17 protein-coding genes and 1 tRNA gene are annotated in these 16,308 nt (G+C 36.7%); 16 read left to right on the top strand and 2 right to left on the bottom strand.

Annotated features, from left to right (window positions below; genetic code table 11):
* The first annotated feature begins 20 nt into the window (after positions 1–20).
* The 16 genes from GGQ92_RS11615 (at position 21) to GGQ92_RS11540 (ending at position 14,943) form a co-directional block, all read left to right on the top strand.
* Positions 21–389 carry a DnaJ family domain-containing protein gene (locus tag GGQ92_RS11615; RefSeq protein WP_184248909.1) on the top strand — a complete coding sequence of 123 codons (369 nt, stop codon included), beginning with the start codon at positions 21–23 and terminating at the stop codon, positions 387–389.
* Positions 390–436: 47 nt separating this feature from the next.
* Positions 437–2,455 (top strand): putative bifunctional diguanylate cyclase/phosphodiesterase, encoded by a 2,019-nt coding sequence (locus GGQ92_RS11610; protein ID WP_246384395.1) that lies wholly within the window; start codon positions 437–439, stop codon positions 2,453–2,455.
* 164 nt (positions 2,456–2,619) lie between these two features.
* Entirely contained in the window at positions 2,620–3,099 is a 480-nt protein-coding gene (locus GGQ92_RS11605; RefSeq protein ID WP_184248906.1) for a low molecular weight protein-tyrosine-phosphatase, read from the top strand.
* Positions 3,100–3,116: 17 nt separating this feature from the next.
* Positions 3,117–3,407 carry a hypothetical protein gene (locus tag GGQ92_RS11600; RefSeq protein ID WP_184248903.1) on the top strand — a complete coding sequence of 97 codons (291 nt, stop codon included), beginning with the start codon at positions 3,117–3,119 and terminating at the stop codon, positions 3,405–3,407.
* Positions 3,400–4,272, top strand: a complete 873-nt coding sequence (locus GGQ92_RS11595) for a YihY/virulence factor BrkB family protein (protein ID WP_184248901.1) — start codon at positions 3,400–3,402, stop codon at positions 4,270–4,272. The genes GGQ92_RS11600 and GGQ92_RS11595 overlap by 8 nt, the downstream gene beginning before the upstream one ends.
* 3 nt (positions 4,273–4,275) lie before the next feature.
* Positions 4,276–4,668, top strand: coding sequence for an OsmC family protein (locus tag GGQ92_RS11590; protein ID WP_184248898.1), 393 nt, complete (start codon positions 4,276–4,278; stop codon positions 4,666–4,668).
* 67 nt (positions 4,669–4,735) lie between these two features.
* The gene (locus GGQ92_RS11585) at positions 4,736–5,512 is read left to right on the top strand and encodes a YfkD family protein (protein ID WP_184248895.1); all 777 of its coding nucleotides are present in this window, start codon (positions 4,736–4,738) and stop codon (positions 5,510–5,512) included.
* A 526-nt stretch (positions 5,513–6,038) separates the two neighbouring features.
* The gene (locus tag GGQ92_RS11580) at positions 6,039–7,343 is read left to right on the top strand and encodes a Na+/H+ antiporter family protein (protein ID WP_184248892.1); all 1,305 of its coding nucleotides are present in this window, start codon (positions 6,039–6,041) and stop codon (positions 7,341–7,343) included.
* 57 nt (positions 7,344–7,400) lie between these two features.
* A complete protein-coding gene (gene pdaA / locus GGQ92_RS11575; RefSeq protein ID WP_184248889.1) occupies positions 7,401–8,183 on the top strand; it encodes a delta-lactam-biosynthetic de-N-acetylase in 783 nt (260 codons plus the stop codon).
* A gap of 128 nt (positions 8,184–8,311) precedes the next feature.
* A complete protein-coding gene (locus tag GGQ92_RS11570; RefSeq protein ID WP_184248885.1) occupies positions 8,312–9,190 on the top strand; it encodes a DNA-3-methyladenine glycosylase family protein in 879 nt (292 codons plus the stop codon).
* Between the two features lie 194 nt (positions 9,191–9,384).
* Positions 9,385–11,511, top strand: coding sequence for an ATP-dependent Clp protease ATP-binding subunit (locus GGQ92_RS11565; protein ID WP_184248882.1), 2,127 nt, complete (start codon positions 9,385–9,387; stop codon positions 11,509–11,511).
* A 109-nt stretch (positions 11,512–11,620) separates the two neighbouring features.
* A complete protein-coding gene (locus tag GGQ92_RS11560; RefSeq protein ID WP_184248879.1) occupies positions 11,621–12,451 on the top strand; it encodes a dimethylarginine dimethylaminohydrolase family protein in 831 nt (276 codons plus the stop codon).
* A 90-nt stretch (positions 12,452–12,541) separates the two neighbouring features.
* Positions 12,542–12,739, top strand: a complete 198-nt coding sequence (locus tag GGQ92_RS11555) for a PLD nuclease N-terminal domain-containing protein (protein ID WP_184248876.1) — start codon at positions 12,542–12,544, stop codon at positions 12,737–12,739.
* Positions 12,740–13,648, top strand: coding sequence for an ABC transporter ATP-binding protein (locus GGQ92_RS11550; RefSeq protein ID WP_184248873.1), 909 nt, complete (start codon positions 12,740–12,742; stop codon positions 13,646–13,648). It abuts the gene before it with no gap.
* Positions 13,648–14,424, top strand: coding sequence for an ABC transporter permease (locus tag GGQ92_RS11545; protein ID WP_184248870.1), 777 nt, complete (start codon positions 13,648–13,650; stop codon positions 14,422–14,424). The genes GGQ92_RS11550 and GGQ92_RS11545 overlap by 1 nt, the downstream gene beginning before the upstream one ends.
* A gap of 448 nt (positions 14,425–14,872) precedes the next feature.
* Positions 14,873–14,943 (top strand) — tRNA-Ala (locus GGQ92_RS11540).
* 88 nt (positions 14,944–15,031) lie between these two features.
* On the opposite strand, the gene GGQ92_RS11535 is transcribed toward GGQ92_RS11540, so the two are convergent.
* Both GGQ92_RS11535 and GGQ92_RS11530 read right to left on the bottom strand, forming a co-directional pair.
* Positions 15,032–15,277, bottom strand: a complete 246-nt coding sequence (locus tag GGQ92_RS11535) for a YuzB family protein (RefSeq protein ID WP_184248867.1) — start codon at positions 15,275–15,277, stop codon at positions 15,032–15,034.
* 372 nt (positions 15,278–15,649) lie between these two features.
* On the bottom strand, positions 15,650–16,201 hold the full coding sequence (locus tag GGQ92_RS11530; protein ID WP_184248864.1) for a GNAT family N-acetyltransferase: 552 nt from the start codon (positions 16,199–16,201) through the stop codon (positions 15,650–15,652).
* Positions 16,202–16,308 lie beyond the last annotated feature (107 nt).

Raw genomic sequence — 16,308 nt, 5'->3', positions numbered from 1 at the left:
AGCTTACAAAGGTGGTACAAATGGACCTTTTTTCACAGTTGGCAGAAGAAAGAATCAAAGAAGCTATACGCAATGGTGACCTGGATAACCTGAAAGGCAAAGGAAAGCCATTAAAGCAAGATGAGCTCCGCCATGTGCCAGATGACCTTAGAATGGGTTATCGGATTTTGAAAAATGGTGGGTACTTACCGGAAGAAGCATCTTTAGCTAAAGAACAAGCAACATTAAAAGAATTAATTGATGCATGTAAGGATCCCGACGAAAAGGAACAATTAACGAAACAGCTTACAGAAAAAGAACTCCACTATAGGCTTCTTATGGAAAAAAGAAACTGGAAAAGAAATCGTACTTTTAATAAATACGGTGCTAAGATAGCCAAATTATTTTAACCATTGTGAAGTTTTTTCATACTATAACGAAAATACAGGTGACGATTATGCGACGCGATTTTCTTATGGACATGCTAGACACAGAAAATGATACGAGCTTTAATTCTGACGATTTTCAAGTGTTATTAAAGCAGAATATATTAATAGCAAAGGCAAATAGTGACCTAATTATTACTTCTATTAATGCTTTCTCACGTCTAATTCCCGAGAATTGGATAGGTAAAACAATTACTGAACTATTTGATTTAGAAAAATTTCATAATGAGTGGTTACTCTTATCGGAAGGCGATACATGGAGAGGACAAGGCGAGTTACGATTAGAACTCCCAATCCAATTAAACCTAACGTTAACAAAAGTCGCAGAAGATACATATATCGTGTTTGGAATGGATGTTACAGAAGTAATTGAAACAATCGAAGAAGATGTAGAAGCGGAATATAAGCAAAAATTACAGCATACGCTTAATGGAATATTTACTGCGACGAAACCCAATGAACATTATTTACTCTCTGTAATTGGTGGGAAATTATTAGACAAGCTTCAAATTTCGAGTTCCGTCTATGTGATGGATGGTTCACTTGAATGGATGGACGACAAATCATATTCTACTTTTACATATAAACTAGATGAAGCCTTTAAAGGAAATGAACAAGTTTTTAAGCATACATACGATGGAGTAGATATATATACGTTACTGTCCCCCATTGAAAAGGATGGAGAAATCGTTGAAGTACTTGGTACATTGATGGATATAACGTCTTTTGAAGAATCACAAAAGCAAGTAAGCTATCTCGCTACCCATGACGCTTTAACAGGCCTTCCGAATCGTCTGAAATTACTAAGTGATTTAGAAAACTTTATCAATGAGGATTTACGCAGTAACTTATCCGCAGTTATTATATGTGATTTAGATCGATTAAAAACAATTAACGACACATACGGTCAGTTAATCGGGGATCAAGTCATTGAAATAGCTGCTAGACGATTAAAGGAAATAGTAAGCGAGCCATCTATTCTTTATAGACTTGGTGGAGATGAATTCGTTATTATTTATCGAGGCACCGACGGAAAAGTTGAGGAACTGTTAGAAGAGATGTTGCATTATATACGTCAGCCTATTTTTATACAAAACAAAGATTTATACATCACAGCTACAGCAGGTGTGTATTATTACGATCATATCGAAAAGCGTTCTGATGAATTGATTAACCGTGCAAGTATTGCTGTGCATTATGGGAAAATTAAAGGTGGAAATAATATTTTCCGTTACAATGACACAATGTCGAAAAAATATAATGAGTTATTGTTAGTGGAATCAGATTTGCGGAAAGCATTTCAATTAAACGAATTTAGACTTCATTACCAACCTAAAGTAGATGTTGATACGAATAAAATAGTCGGCGTCGAAGCTTTAATTAGGTGGAATCATGGGAAAAAGGGTAATATTCCTCCGTCTTTATTTATCCCAGTCGCCGAAGAAATCGGAATGATTCAAGATATAGATGAATGGGTTTTAGAAGAGGCTTGTAATCAGTTTAATCGATGGGTTTCAAGTGGTGTAGAACCGATTATGATAGCAGTGAATGTGTCTGCAACAGAATTGCAACAGGCTGATTTCCTCGATCGAGTGAGAAATATTATTGAGAAAACGGGGATGGATCCTAACTATTTAGAAATTGAAATAACCGAAAATAGTATCTTATACAATACAGAGGAATGTATAGACCGTATGCGTCAGTTACGAGAGATGGGAATCTCTCTAGCTATTGATGATTTTGGGACAGGATACTCGTCGATGGGCTATTTACCAAAGTTCCCAATTAACTTCTTAAAAATTGACCAGTCTTTTATAAGAGATATATGTAATGAAACTGGAAACGAAGAGATTATTAAAGCAATGATTCAGTTAGCACATACATTTGGATTGAAGGTAGTGGCTGAAGGTGTTGAACAAGAGACAGCATTATCTTTTATTAAAAATGAAAAATGCGATTATTATCAAGGATACTTCTTTAGTAGACCACTAGAAGCAGAAGTATTAGAGCAACAATTATTGTTAAATTAGTATAAATGAGAAAATCCACTACAATTTCACCAAGAGGACACCGTAATGCCGCTCTAACAACCTTTTTGCGGCTTACAGGACTTGTGGAATCGAAGTGGATTTTACCATATATGGAAAGTTCAATATAAAATGAAGGGTTAAATAGAAGGATAGGGTGGTAATATATGATTAAAGTATTATTTGTTTGTTTAGGGAACATTTGTAGATCGCCGATGGCAGAAGCAATTTTCAAGAAAATCGTAAAGGAAAATGGTTTAAGTGACCAAATAGAAATTGATTCAGCTGGGACAGGAGACTGGCATATTGGTAAACCCCCTCATATTGGAACGAGAAACAAATTGGATGAAATGAAAATATCGTATGAAGGACAGAAAGCAAGACAAGTCCAAGACGGAGATCTAGAGAATTTTGATTATGTAATTGGCATGGATGCATCCAATTTAGAGAATCTTCGTCCGTTTAAACGAGGACCTAACACAGTAGTAAAAAGACTAATGGACTTTGTAGAAGATGCAAAAGAAGATGTTCCAGACCCGTACTATACGAATAATTTTGATTATACGTATGAACTTGTGGAAGAGGGCTGTGAACAATTACTCAGAAACATAGTAGAAAAACATCAATTATCGATAAGAAAAAGCTAGTAAAGGATGAAGTGGGAATGGGAAAAAAGAAGCTCATTAAAGGAATAGCAGTAGGAGCTGTTATCGGAGGCTTAATTACGATTACAGCAGATAAGGAAACACGTCAATATGTACAAGGAAAATTGAAAGACGGTTGTTCTCTAACAGCTTTCTATGCGAAAAATCCTGCGTATGCAGTGAATCGATTAAATGAGGGGTACCAAAAGCGGTCAAAGCAAGTTTCGCAAGGAATAACCAGTGCCTTAGAGCTTCTTAATGAATTAGAAGACATGACAAGTAAACTGGAGCAACAAACAAAGGATGAATAAAAAAGCTATCCTGGATTCGTCCTTTGCGAAATTTATTAAACGATTGATCGCAAGAATTATGGATGATAATGTGCCAGGCTTAGCTGCTCAGCTTGCTTATTTCTTTTTACTGTCGCTCTTTCCTTTTTTGATTTTTCTTGTTACGTTAGTTGGCTATTTGCCGTACTCTGACTTAGGAATATTAAATTTTATTTCCGATTACGCACCATCAGAAACAATGGTGCTTCTCGAAGAAAATTTGGCGCAGATAATGGAAAATCGAAATGGCGGTTTACTATCGATTGGTATTATTGGAACGCTATGGTCCGCGTCAAATGGAATCAATGCACTTATGCGTTCTTTAAACGCTGCATATGCTATTGAGGAAGAGCGAAAGTTTATCATTGCACGAGGAATATCTATTTTTTTAACGATTGCCATGTTTTTTGTGATTATAATGGCATTTTTACTACCAATTTTCGGGAAAATGATTGGCGAATATGTATTTTCCTTCTTTGGTCTGTCAGATGACTTTTTAGAAGTATGGAATGCGATAAGATGGGTCATTTCTTCATTAATTTTCTTTATCGTTCTTTTATTCCTTTACCGTTTAGCACCAAGTAAAAAGGTATATTTTCGCCATGTATACGTGGGAGCCATCTTCGCTACAATTGGTTGGCAACTCACGTCGTTAGCCTTCTCTTATTATGTATCATCGATGGGTAACTACTCTACAACGTATGGGAGTCTTGGTGGAGTTATTATCTTGATGATTTGGTTTTATCTTTCCGGTATTATTATTATCACTGGCGGAGAGATCAATGCTCAAATTGAAGAAATGAGTGAAGAACGAAAGAAGCAAGGTGCATATCAAAAGGAGAGATGATCAATGGAGTTTCATCTGACAGAGGGCGGAATTAGAACAAAGCTAGAATATGGAGAACTAGCGATTGCTGGAAATGATGACCACGGTTATCGCCCGTTTCAGTTAATGATTGCATCGATTGCGGGATGCAGTGCCTCGGTCTTTCGAAAAGTTCTAGCTAAGAAAAAAATCAATATAGATGATTTGAAGATTAGAACAGAAACAGTAAGAGATATGCATGATGCGAATCGTATTTTGGAAATAAAACTCCATTTTGTAGTAAAAGGAACTCGATTAAATATCGAAACGCTAGAGAAGAGTCTCGAAATAGCACATCGAAATTGTCCAATGGTTCGTTCGGTGGAAAATAGTATACAGGTAAAAGAAACGTTGGAATTAATCAATTTAGTTGATTAAAGAGAAGATGAATGTATAAAATTACCGCTCCTTCATTAAACTAAGGAAAAAATGAAGGAGTATTTTTATGGAAAAATTAGGTTTATCAATTGTGTTAGCCTTTATGTTGCTGTCTATTCCTTTAATCGCACAGCAGAAGGAAAATGCAATTCCTGATAATGTCATCTCCATTGAAAAGGAAAATACAAAGCAGATTTCTGATAATAATGAGGAAACGACAGAACCGAATAAAGAAGTCAAAGAATTATTGGAAACGAGCGATATTGACATTGAAAACCCTGCGTTAATACAGTTATTAAACGAGACGTCTATTAAGCCAACACCGTTCTCTATTGGATATCGAGCAGAGGTATTTTTAGGTAATTGGCCATTACATTATAAAATAAAAGACCAAAAGACAGAATGGCAGTTCCAGCAAATCAATGCAAATGAATATAACAATCAAGGTGGAGAGAAGAAAGAGAGTATCTATTATCATCAATTGGAAGAGAGCCGGGTTGTCGGTGCACTTACAACAAAAGTAAAAGGGACCGACCAACTTCAACAAATGATTGTAGCAAAAGTAAAAGAGAAAGAGGATTTACCTGTTAGCTTTAGTGCAACTGTCGGGAAGGGAACACGTCTTAGTAATACGTATGATGTCCCGGTTGGAAAAAAGGGAACATTAAAGGCTTATATGCCAGCAGTAAAAGCAACAGGTGAGGCAACGTATGGAGAAGTTTATATCCAATTAAAAGGGACAAAGAAGCAAATTGTTATTAAGAATGTAACAAAGCAAGAAGTTAATGCATTTTTACCGATATCGAATCATTTATATTTCCAATACACACAAACGGACAGCTAATGTCCGTTTGTTCTATTCCCAGAAGAAAACGACTAAGGATAGAACAAGTATGACTGTCGATAGAAGGAAATGACTAAGGATAGAGCAAGCACGACTGTCGATAGAAGAAAACGACTAAGGATAGAGCAAGCACGACTGTCGATAGAAGGAAATGACTAAGGATAGAACAAGTATGACTGTCGATAGCAGGAAATGACTAAGGATAGAGCAAGCACGACTGTCGATAGAAGGAAATGACTAAGGATAGAGCAAGCACGACTGTCGATAGAAGGAAATGACTAAGGATAGAACAAGTATGACTGTCGATAGGAGGAAATGACTAAGGATAGAGCAAGCACGACTTTCGATAGAAGAAAACGACTAAGGATAGAGCAAGCACGACTGTTGATAGCCGGAAACGACTAACGATAGAACGAGTATGACAGTCGAAACATTCCTTCACAATTCTCTGTCTCATTTAATGCTAGACAACTCTCAGCCTATACCTTAGGATGAGAAATGAAGACAAAGAAGGGAGAGAGAAATGATGGAATGGGTCGTCCTTATTGCAGTTTTAGTTATGTTAGCGTTAAGCCTTTTGCGTATTCATGTTATTTTTGCCATTATAATAGCTGCAATTGTAGCTGGACTTATGGCTGGAATGAATGTGCAAGATACCGTATCTCTTCTAATTGAAGGAATGGGCGGTCAAGCAAGCACAGCGTTAAGCTATATATTGCTCGGTATTTTTGCTGCAATGATTAGTTACACAGGAATTACGGGTATTCTTGTTCAATCCTTAATCCGAATATTAACCGGGAAAAAGACAATGCTAGTGCTAGTAATTGGTGGAATTGCATGTTTATCTCAGAATATAGTGCCAGTACATATCGCATTTATACCAATACTTATTCCTCCGTTATTAAAAGTGTTCGATGAAATGAAACTGGATCGAAGAGCAGTTGCAACTGCCTTAACATTCGGTTTAAAGACACCTTATGTGATGATTCCTGTAGGATATGGATTAATCTTTCATGAAACAATTCAAAAAGGTATGGAGAATAGTGGTGTTGCGATAGAGATAAGCGATAGTGCATTCTCTATGTTAATACCGGGAGCTGGAATGATTCTTGGTTTCTTAATTGCAACCTTTATATCCTATCGAAAGGATCGTGTTGCAATTCAAAGACTTGATGTTAATGCGTTAGTAGAGACAAATCAAGAAAAAATTACGTTCCAATTTAAGCATGGTTTAACAATCGTAGCGATTTTAGTTGCTTTAATTATTCAAATTATAACGAGTAGCCTTGTGCTTGGAGCGTTATCAGGAATTATAATCATGGTATTATTCCTCGCAGTACCTTTCAAAAAAGGCGATGACTTTGTTCAAAAAGGTGTTGCAATGATGGGAACAATTGCGTTTGTAATGCTTGTTGCATCAGGGTTTGCGCATATTTTAAAAGAAACAGGAGCGGTAGATGCATTGGTTGATCATTCGCAGGCAATTTTAGGTGACAATAAAGTCGTCATCGCATTTATTTTATTACTAGTAGGTTTAATTGTAACTCTTGGAATTGGTTCTTCGTTTGGTACCATTCCGATACTTGCTGCTTTATACGTTCCGATCTGCTTAGCTGCAGGATTTTCACCAATGGCGACAGCTGCTTTAATTGGAACTGCTGCAGCATTAGGTGACGCAGGTAGTCCAGCATCTGATAGTACGCTTGGACCTACTTCGGGGTTAAATGCAGATGGCAAGCATCATCATATTTGGGATACGTGTGTTCCTACATTTCTACACTTTAATATACCTCTACTCATTTTTGGGTGGATTGCCAGCATTATTTTATAAAATATAAGGATAGACTTTCTCATTAGAGTCACAATAAAAGAAAAAAAGGTGATCTCTATGAAGAAACGGATGATTTTGTTCCTGGCTATAGTGATGTTTTTGGTTCCAATCAATTTGTCTGCTGCAGGCTATGGATGGGGTTATAAGAAGAACTCCAATAACGAACCGCCAGAAGTGGGAAAATACGGACAGATTTTAGAAGAACATGGTGGATTTTACATGGACCCTTCAGGAGATAAACATGTCTATCTCACGTTTGATAACGGGTACGAGGCTGGATTTACTGAGCAAGTGTTAGATGTATTGAAAGAAAAAGATGTACCAGCCACTTTCTTTTTAACCGGTCATTACGTAGATGATCAACCGGCGCTAGTAAAAAGAATGATTAAGGACGGTCACATTATCGGAAATCATTCCGATGATCATATTGATTTTACTACAGCGTCGAAAGAGAAATTCACGGAAGATGTAGAACGTCTAACCGAAAAGATTATAAAAACTGCACCAGAAGCAACAGTGCAATATATTCGTCCACCAAAAGGCACATTTAATGAGAATTCTTTAAAATGGGCAAATGAATTAGGGTATATCCATATGTTTTGGTCTGTTGCATTTGTCGACTGGAACGAAGGTGAGGAAAAAGGTTGGGAACATGCTTATCAACAAGTAATGGACCAAATACATCCTGGGGCGATTGTCTTAATGCATACAGTGTCACGGGACAATGCGGAATCGCTGGAGCATTTGATCGATGAATTAAGAAAACAAGGATATACATTTAAAAGTTTAGATGATTTAATGTTAAAGCAGCTTTTACCCGATATACACGATTTATTTTAGAGCGGAGGGATTTCCTTCTGCTTTTTCTTTTTGTTAACCGGTCACAGTATAGTTGCTCTAGTTGTCCAAGAAGATAGCCCTGTTCCTTTGTGTTAAAATAGATAAAAATACGGAGAGGGTGGAATTTTATGTGGCAGGAAACGTTACAATTAAGTACGCCATACGATTTTGATTATATTTTACTTCGATTACAGATGGATCAATTAAACTATTCAGATGTAAAGGAAAGAAAAATATATGTTCCTTTGCGTATTGGACAAGAAAAAACGATTGCAACGGTAACATCACTTGGTACGACAGATACTCCTATCTTTCAAATAGAGGGAAAAACAGTAGAACATAAGCAGTTAGTAATGAAAAGGATAGAGGAGATATTTGGTTGGGAACAAGATTTAATCGGAATCCAGTCTTATTTTTTACAGACAAATTTAGCTGATTTATTCACTACGTATCCAGCTACACCTTTAGTTAGAGAGTTTGATTCTTTTGGTAACTTAACGAAAACAATCATTCATCAACAGTTAAACATGGCGTTTGCCCAGACATTGACGTTACGATTTGTTCAGACTTACGGAGATCAAATGGAGGGTTTATGGTTTTTCCCAACGCCGGAAAGAGTAGCGGAAATTCCTTATGAAGAGCTTCAGGCTTTACAATTTAGTAGAAGGAAAGCCGAGTATGTGGTAGATACGGCAAAGAAAATAGTCAGTGGTGAAACGGATTTATCTTCATTAGACGAGACATCGGATGAAGACATAATGAAGAGCTTAACCAAGTTAAGAGGGGTGGGGCCTTGGACGGTACAAAATTGGCTAATGTTCTCGCTTGGGAGACCGGATTTGTTCCCAATAGCGGATATTGGTATTCAAAATGCGCTAAAGATTTATTTTGGTATGGAGAAAAAGCCTACCATCGAGCAAATGGAAGACTGGATGCAGGCATGGAAACCGTATCGTTCTTATGCTGCCATGACATTATGGCGAAGTATAGAAGAGCCAGAGTTTTAATAAGTAGAGGATACCTATCTTTGGCGATAGGTATTTTTTGTTGGTCAACTGGAAGGAAGATATATTTTTAATTTTTTGAGCAAAGAGGTTGAATGTCAAAAAAGGTCAGAGTATAATATAATCAGAAGGTCAAAGATAGTCAAAGTCAAGACTGATCACGACCTAATTTTATTCTACTGAAGGAGGAATGTTTGATGAAATGTTCACAGTGTAATGATCGTCAAGCAACAATTAATATAAACCTTCTCTTAAATGGTCAACAACAATCTATGCATTTATGTGATACATGTTATCAAGATATAAAAGAACAAATGAAACAGCCTTTCGGATTCTTTGGAGGTAACCAAGAGGATTTTGAAAAGTTCTTTGCAAACCAAGGAAATAGCGCTGGAAAAACAGGTGCTCGTACGTATACGAAGAAAGACAAAAAAGGGAAAGGTATTCTTGATCAATTAGGGAAAAACCTTTCCGATGCAGCACAGGCTGGTTTAATTGATCCGGTTATTGGTAGAGATCATGAAGTAAGGCGTGTGATTCAAACGCTGAACCGCCGAACAAAAAACAACCCTGTTTTGATTGGTGAACCTGGTGTAGGTAAGACAGCGATTGCGGAAGGACTAGCATTGAAAATAGTGGAAGGTAATGTTCCTTCTAAGTTGCTGAACAAAACGATTTATATTTTAGATGTAGCCTCATTAGTAGCAAATACAGGAATTCGCGGTCAATTTGAGGAACGAATGAAGCAAGTAATACAAGAGCTTCAAGAACGTCAAGATGTTATTCTTTTCGTAGATGAAATCCATTTATTAGTCGGAGCAGGTACGGCAGAAGGATCTCAGATGGATGCAGGAAATATCCTCAAGCCAGCGTTAGCTAGAGGGGAATTGCAATTAATCGGAGCAACTACGATGAAGGAATACCGCCAAATTGAGAAAGATTCTGCATTGGAACGTCGTTTACAACCAATTACGGTGAAAGAGCCGACTGAGGAAGAAGCGATTCAAATTTTACAAGGATTAAAGGATCGTTATGAGAGCTTCCACAAGGTTAACTATTCAGACGAAGTAATTGAACAGTCTGTTAGATTATCGAAACGTTATATACAAGACCGATTCCTTCCAGACAAAGCAATCGACTTGATTGATGAAGCTGGTGCAAGGTTAAACCTTGAAGTATCTGAATCCGACAGTGAAACGTTAGAAAAGCGCTTAGCTGAAATTGCAAACGAAAAAATGGCTGCTGCAGAACAAGAAGATTATGAGCGCGCTGCAAATTTACGCCATCAAGAAATCAAATTAGAGAAGAAATTAGAGGAAATAAAAGACACTCCGAAAGCGGATGTTAAGTTAGAGGATATTCAGCAAATTATTGAAGAAAAAACGGGTATACCTGTTCAAAAGCTTCAAGCTGATGAGCAAATGAAGATGAAAAACTTGCAAGAAGAGCTAGCGAAGAAAGTAATTGGACAAGAAGTAGCGGTCGAAAAAGTAGCAAAAGCTATTCGACGCAGTCGTGCAGGCTTGAAAGCAAAAACAAGACCAATTGGTTCATTCCTATTTGTTGGACCAACAGGTGTTGGTAAAACCGAGCTAACTAAAGTGTTAGCGGAAGAATTGTTTGGTACAAAAGATGCGATGATTCGATTGGATATGAGTGAATACATGGAGAAACATGCCGTATCAAAAATTATCGGGTCACCACCAGGATATGTTGGTCATGAAGAAGCGGGACAACTTACAGAGAAGGTAAGACGGAACCCTTACAGTATTATTTTGTTAGACGAAATCGAAAAAGCGCATCCGGACGTTCAGCATATGTTCCTTCAAATAATGGAGGACGGTCAGTTAACGGATAGTCATGGACGTACTGTTAGCTTTAAAGACACGGTCATTATTATGACAAGTAATGCTGGTACTGGTTCGAAACAAATCACAGTTGGATTTAATAATGATAATAATGAAGCAGTATCCACACTAGAAATGCTAAGTGACTACTTTAAACCAGAATTCTTGAACCGTTTCGATGCGATTATTCCATTCAACGAATTATCACAAAATAACATCCTACACATTGTCGATATAATGCTTGACGAGTTAAATGAACAAGTGAAGGAACAAGGTATTGAAGTGATTATTAGTGATGAAGCGAAGGAATTTTTAGCGGAGAAAGGGTATGATCCACGATTTGGAGCACGACCATTGCGCCGCGTTATCCAAGATAAAGTGGAAGATGGTATCACAGATGTTCTATTAGAAGAAGAAAAAGTGGAGAAAATAGAAGTAATATGTGAGAATAAGGATATCATGGTCCGTAAAGTATAAAGAATAGCCAGCCGTGTGCTGGCTATTTTGATTAAATTACTCGCAATAGGGTATTTTAAGAAGTAGATTTCAGATTTCAATGAAAATACATAGAGAAGGGGCTCTTCATATGGCGCTACAAAAAAATGAGTATAGCACCCTAAAGCAAGTGATTGTCTGTCCACCTACCTATATGGAAATTACAACAATCATTAATGAAACGCAAAAACATTTTATAGACGAAAATATCGATAAAGTGAAAGCAGACAAGCAACACGATCGTTTTACTGAGATTCTTCGTGAGCATAATGTTGAGACGATTAGCTTAGACGCTAAAAAGCATTTAAATGAACAAGTATTCACAAGAGATATTGGCTTTACGATTGATGAAACGGTATTTATTTCACAGATGGCACGTGATATTCGGAAAGAGGAAGTCCATATCCTTGAAGATTACCTTAATCAAAATGAAATTCCGTCTATTCGTTTACAGGAGCACTCGATTGAAGGTGGAGATATAATTGTACATGAAGATGTAATTTATGTCGGTATAAGTAAACGAACGACACCTAAGGCAGTGGAAGAACTACAAAATCATGTAAGCGATAAACAAATCATAAGCTTGCCAATACGGGAGGATGTTCTTCATTTAGATTGTGCATTTAACATTATTAGTAATGAACATGCACTTATTTATACACCAGCTTTTCAACAGGAAGATGTTGAGCAACTTGAACAACAGTTTACGCTAATTGAGACGCCAGAAGACGAACAACTAAGTTTAGCAACGAATGTTTTTTCGATTGGTAACAAAACAGTTATCTCGCTTCCAGAAAATAAGAAAACAAATCAAGCACTCCGAAATAGGGGTTATCAAGTAATTGAAACAGACTTCTCAGAAATTATTAAATCTGGTGGATCGTTTCGTTGCTGTACGATGCCTATCCAACGTCAAAAGTAAACGGGATTTTTCCTGTTTGCTTTTTTGTTTATTATGAAAATGAATGAAACATATTCGTTGTAGTATCGTATATATAGTGAGGTGATAAAAATGGAAGAAATAACATCAATGCTACCGATTATAGCTCCGCTCATTGTGATTCAGCTTGTACTAATGATAATTGCACTTATTTCTCTCATAAAAGCTGAACGTACTAATGGCCATAAAGCATTATGGGCTGTCCTAATTATTTGTTTAGGATATATCGGGCCAATTTTATTCTTTATTATTGGAAGGAGGCAGGATTAAATGGCTGTCGTAGAGGTACGTCAATTAGAGAAGTCTTTTAAAGGAAAAGAAGCAGTAAAAGGATTAGATTTTGAACTACAACGTGGTAAGGTTATCGCGTTACTAGGTCCGAATGGAGCCGGTAAAACAACAACGTTACGCATGCTTTCTGGGTTATTAAAGCCGACAAAAGGTACAATTCGTTTTTCCGAAACGAACGAAAATGAAGATATCCGAAACCATATTGGTTTTCTACCTCAATACCCGTCGTTTCATTCTTGGATGACGGGAAAGGAATTTCTTATCTATGTTGGCCAACTTGCCCATTTATCGAAAGATGAAGCACAGGAGCGAGCAAACGAATTACTTGAAAAGGTTGGAATAGCGAACGCGGCTAATCAACGTATTGGAAAGTATTCAGGAGGTATGAAACAAAGGCTTGGGATTGCGCAAGCGATGATTCATCAGCCGCAATTACTGATGCTCGATGAACCTGTATCATCACTAGATCCAATTGGACGTAGAGAAGTTTTGCAATTGATGGAAGAACTTAAAGAGCAAACGACCATACTTTTTTCTACGCATATTCTCGGCGACGCAGAAGAGATATGTGATGATCTATTATTAATGCATAATGGAAAAATATTAGAATCAGGACCGATTAAAGAGCTTCAAATAAAACATCAAACATCTCTATTAGAAATCATCATCGAAGAAAATCCAGAAACGTACATAGATCGATTAAAAGCTTTTGAGTCAATTGAAGACTGTAAGTTAGAAAAAGGGAAATTACTTGTGGCAGTAAACGATATGGACAAAGCTAGAACTCAAATATTACAAGCTGCACTACAAGAGAAGTGGCCATTAATTAAATTTGAGTTACGACGTACAACCCTAGAAGAAATGTTTATGAAAGTGGTGAGCGGATAATGCAGTGGATGACAATTTTTAAAAAGGAATTGTTGGGTGATTGGAGAAGCATGAAATGGATTTGGGTTCCGCTAGTATTTATTTTACTCTGTATTATGGATCCGTTAATGACATATTTCATGCCGAGGATTCTTGATTCAGTAGGTGGAATGCCAGAAGGTGCAGTAATTGAATTTCCAGAAGTACCACCAACAGAAGCAATTATGATGAGTTTAACAGAACTAAGTATGTTTGGAAGTCTATTGATTGCTGCGATAACAATGTCTGTTATTGCAGGCGAGAGAAAAAGTGGCGTTGCAGAATTAATACTCGTTAAACCTGTCAATTATTTCTCTTATATAACGAGTAAATGGGCCGCAAAACTGTTTCTTATATTTATATCCTACTCGTTAGGAATGCTAGCTAGCTGGTATTATGTTGATTTACTTTTTGGAGGCTTATCAGCAGAGCGATTTTTTGGACTGTTTATTTTTTATTTCATCTGGTTAATTTTCACCGTTACAGTTGCTATCTTCTACAACACGATTTTTAAGCGTCCTGGTATCGTATTGGCTGCATCAGTCGGTACTTATATCGCATTAAGTATTTTAGCTCAAGTTTTCGCGAACCGATCTCCGTGGTTCCCGAATAATATTTCTAGTCATATTCGGTCACTAATGGCATCAGGAGAAGTATCGTCAGACCTATGGATAGCTGCAGGAGTTACAGTCGGTATTTCGATTATTCTATTGATCGCTTCTAACTTCAGCTTAAGAAAAGCAGAATTAGCAGAATAAAGGTAGTTGATAAAAGTTGAGTCGTGGTTTAGAGGCTCAACTTTTTTCCTTATTACAGGGTGTGAAAATGGGATTGTTTAATTTAATGCTGGATTCTAGCTGTACAACATTAGATTTTTCGATTTAATATTCGATTGTTGCTGGTGAACATCGGATAACTCCAGTTAAAATTAGATTCTAGATATGTAACATCAGATTCTCACAATTATTAGAATTTTTAGGTGTTGGGTGAGTCATATCCGATATTGAAAGGTAGTAATCTAATGTTGGGTGGCCACATCTGATATTGTGAGGTAATTATCTAATGTTGACCGGCCATATCCGATATTAAAAGGTAATTATCTAATGTTAGTCATCATTCTATCTGATATTGCCTAAGAGATTCATTTCACTTTGCTTGACTAAGTAGTTATCCATCATATAATAAATGTATACTCAAATTTTTGATGGGGCTATAGTATAGCGGGAATACGCCACAATGGCATTGTGGAATCAGGGGTTCGATTCCCCTTAGCTCCATACCAGAAGAACAGCGGAAGCAAACGCTGTCTTTTTTTATTTTAAAAAGTAGAAAATCTCCCTCTTAAGATAGCGGGAGATTTTTTTATTATTGATAAATAGCCAATTCTTCTTCAATGGCTGCACGGATCTTATCTAATGTCTCTTCTGGTGTTTTACCGTGAATACGTCGGTTGTTAACCAGAGCATACGGCTTTAATCTACAAAGACCACAATAATTCAAGCAGTCATTTATCAGAACGGCTACTTCAGGGTATTCTGATTCGATAATGGACTCAACATCTAACGTATTTAACAAATTGCTATCGCATATTTCTACGACGACAATTCCCATGAAGCATCACCTTTCCAATCTGTCCTGCTAATACGTACATATATCTTAACGCATACTAGCATTACTCTTATTGTAGCAAATAGAGTATGTCTGAGTATAGTGTTGTCAACTTGCTCGGTTTTAGACAGATTAACGAGTCATTTTAAAAAATACGCTTCTAGTAATGAATTGTCAAATACGCTGTTTCTATGACATGAAAACTATTTTCGTTATCCACAACATAAATCCTTTTGTTTTAAGTAATCAACAGGTTTATCCACATTATCCACAAAAATAAGCAAAAAACCAGTGCAAAAACCAAGTCTTGCCCAATAAGAATCCACAGATGTTATTCACAGTATTCACAACTTTGTGGATAACCTCTGTGGGTAATTAAATAACTTGCTCATTCTCTTTACACGTTTCTTGATACGCAAAGTAATTGTCTTTCGTAATAACATACAAATCATAAATTGGATCTTCTTGTGAATCGATGTTGATTTTTTCATAAGCCTCTTGAAAACGATCATTCCCATATGCGACATACGGTATTTTTAAAATAGCTTTCAATGAGCGTATATTTGATTTTCTAATTTTTATAAAAATGGCATCCAAATTTATTTCATAGAATAATTCATGGAAAAAAGCGTCTTTCGCTAACTTATTATAACCTTTACCATGGTAATCCTTACCTATCCAAGTAGCAAGATAACCAGCGTTATTTTCTATGTCAAATAAGTTAATGGTTCCAATTGGATTATATTGTTCATCTACTATTGTTCTGGAAATCAGTTCTCCTTGCTCTTCTGCCTCGATGGTCTTTTTCGTTAAGAAATAGAATTCATCTGTGGAGTACGCTTTATGTCTAACGTAAGGAAACACGTCTGGGTGCTTCATTAAATCATAAAGAATGGGAGCTTCCGTTACATCTCGTTTTTTAAGCATAAAAAATCCCTCCTACACATTAATTGGAGGGTGAAAATACGGGCAGAACTGTAGAGCTGACCCCTCACCCTCGAATTTTTATCAAACTGCTAACAAAAATTCGGGGT

Origin of the sequence: Gracilibacillus halotolerans, assembly GCF_014206945.1 — a bacterium.
In the GTDB taxonomy this organism is placed as follows: domain Bacteria; phylum Bacillota; class Bacilli; order Bacillales; family Amphibacillaceae; genus Gracilibacillus; species Gracilibacillus halotolerans.
The sequence above is the reverse complement of the archived record's forward strand: the minus strand, read 5'-3'. Positions and strand labels throughout refer to the sequence as shown.

Coding starts and splice junctions, on each gene's coding strand:
- GGQ92_RS11605 (WP_184248906.1), top strand. CDS start 2,620: ATGATTAAAGTATTATTTGTTTGTTTAGGGAACATTTGTAGATCGCCG.
- GGQ92_RS11530 (WP_184248864.1), bottom strand. CDS start 16,201: ATGCTTAAAAAACGAGATGTAACGGAAGCTCCCATTCTTTATGATTTA.
- GGQ92_RS11565 (WP_184248882.1), top strand. CDS start 9,385: ATGAAATGTTCACAGTGTAATGATCGTCAAGCAACAATTAATATAAAC.
- GGQ92_RS11570 (WP_184248885.1), top strand. CDS start 8,312: ATGTGGCAGGAAACGTTACAATTAAGTACGCCATACGATTTTGATTAT.
- GGQ92_RS11590 (WP_184248898.1), top strand. CDS start 4,276: ATGGAGTTTCATCTGACAGAGGGCGGAATTAGAACAAAGCTAGAATAT.
- GGQ92_RS11580 (WP_184248892.1), top strand. CDS start 6,039: ATGGAATGGGTCGTCCTTATTGCAGTTTTAGTTATGTTAGCGTTAAGC.
- GGQ92_RS11535 (WP_184248867.1), bottom strand. CDS start 15,277: ATGGGAATTGTCGTCGTAGAAATATGCGATAGCAATTTGTTAAATACG.
- GGQ92_RS11550 (WP_184248873.1), top strand. CDS start 12,740: ATGGCTGTCGTAGAGGTACGTCAATTAGAGAAGTCTTTTAAAGGAAAA.
- GGQ92_RS11560 (WP_184248879.1), top strand. CDS start 11,621: ATGGCGCTACAAAAAAATGAGTATAGCACCCTAAAGCAAGTGATTGTC.
- GGQ92_RS11595 (WP_184248901.1), top strand. CDS start 3,400: ATGAATAAAAAAGCTATCCTGGATTCGTCCTTTGCGAAATTTATTAAA.
- GGQ92_RS11555 (WP_184248876.1), top strand. CDS start 12,542: ATGGAAGAAATAACATCAATGCTACCGATTATAGCTCCGCTCATTGTG.
- GGQ92_RS11610 (WP_246384395.1), top strand. CDS start 437: ATGCGACGCGATTTTCTTATGGACATGCTAGACACAGAAAATGATACG.
- GGQ92_RS11600 (WP_184248903.1), top strand. CDS start 3,117: ATGGGAAAAAAGAAGCTCATTAAAGGAATAGCAGTAGGAGCTGTTATC.
- GGQ92_RS11615 (WP_184248909.1), top strand. CDS start 21: ATGGACCTTTTTTCACAGTTGGCAGAAGAAAGAATCAAAGAAGCTATA.
- GGQ92_RS11545 (WP_184248870.1), top strand. CDS start 13,648: ATGCAGTGGATGACAATTTTTAAAAAGGAATTGTTGGGTGATTGGAGA.
- GGQ92_RS11585 (WP_184248895.1), top strand. CDS start 4,736: ATGGAAAAATTAGGTTTATCAATTGTGTTAGCCTTTATGTTGCTGTCT.
- pdaA (WP_184248889.1), top strand. CDS start 7,401: ATGAAGAAACGGATGATTTTGTTCCTGGCTATAGTGATGTTTTTGGTT.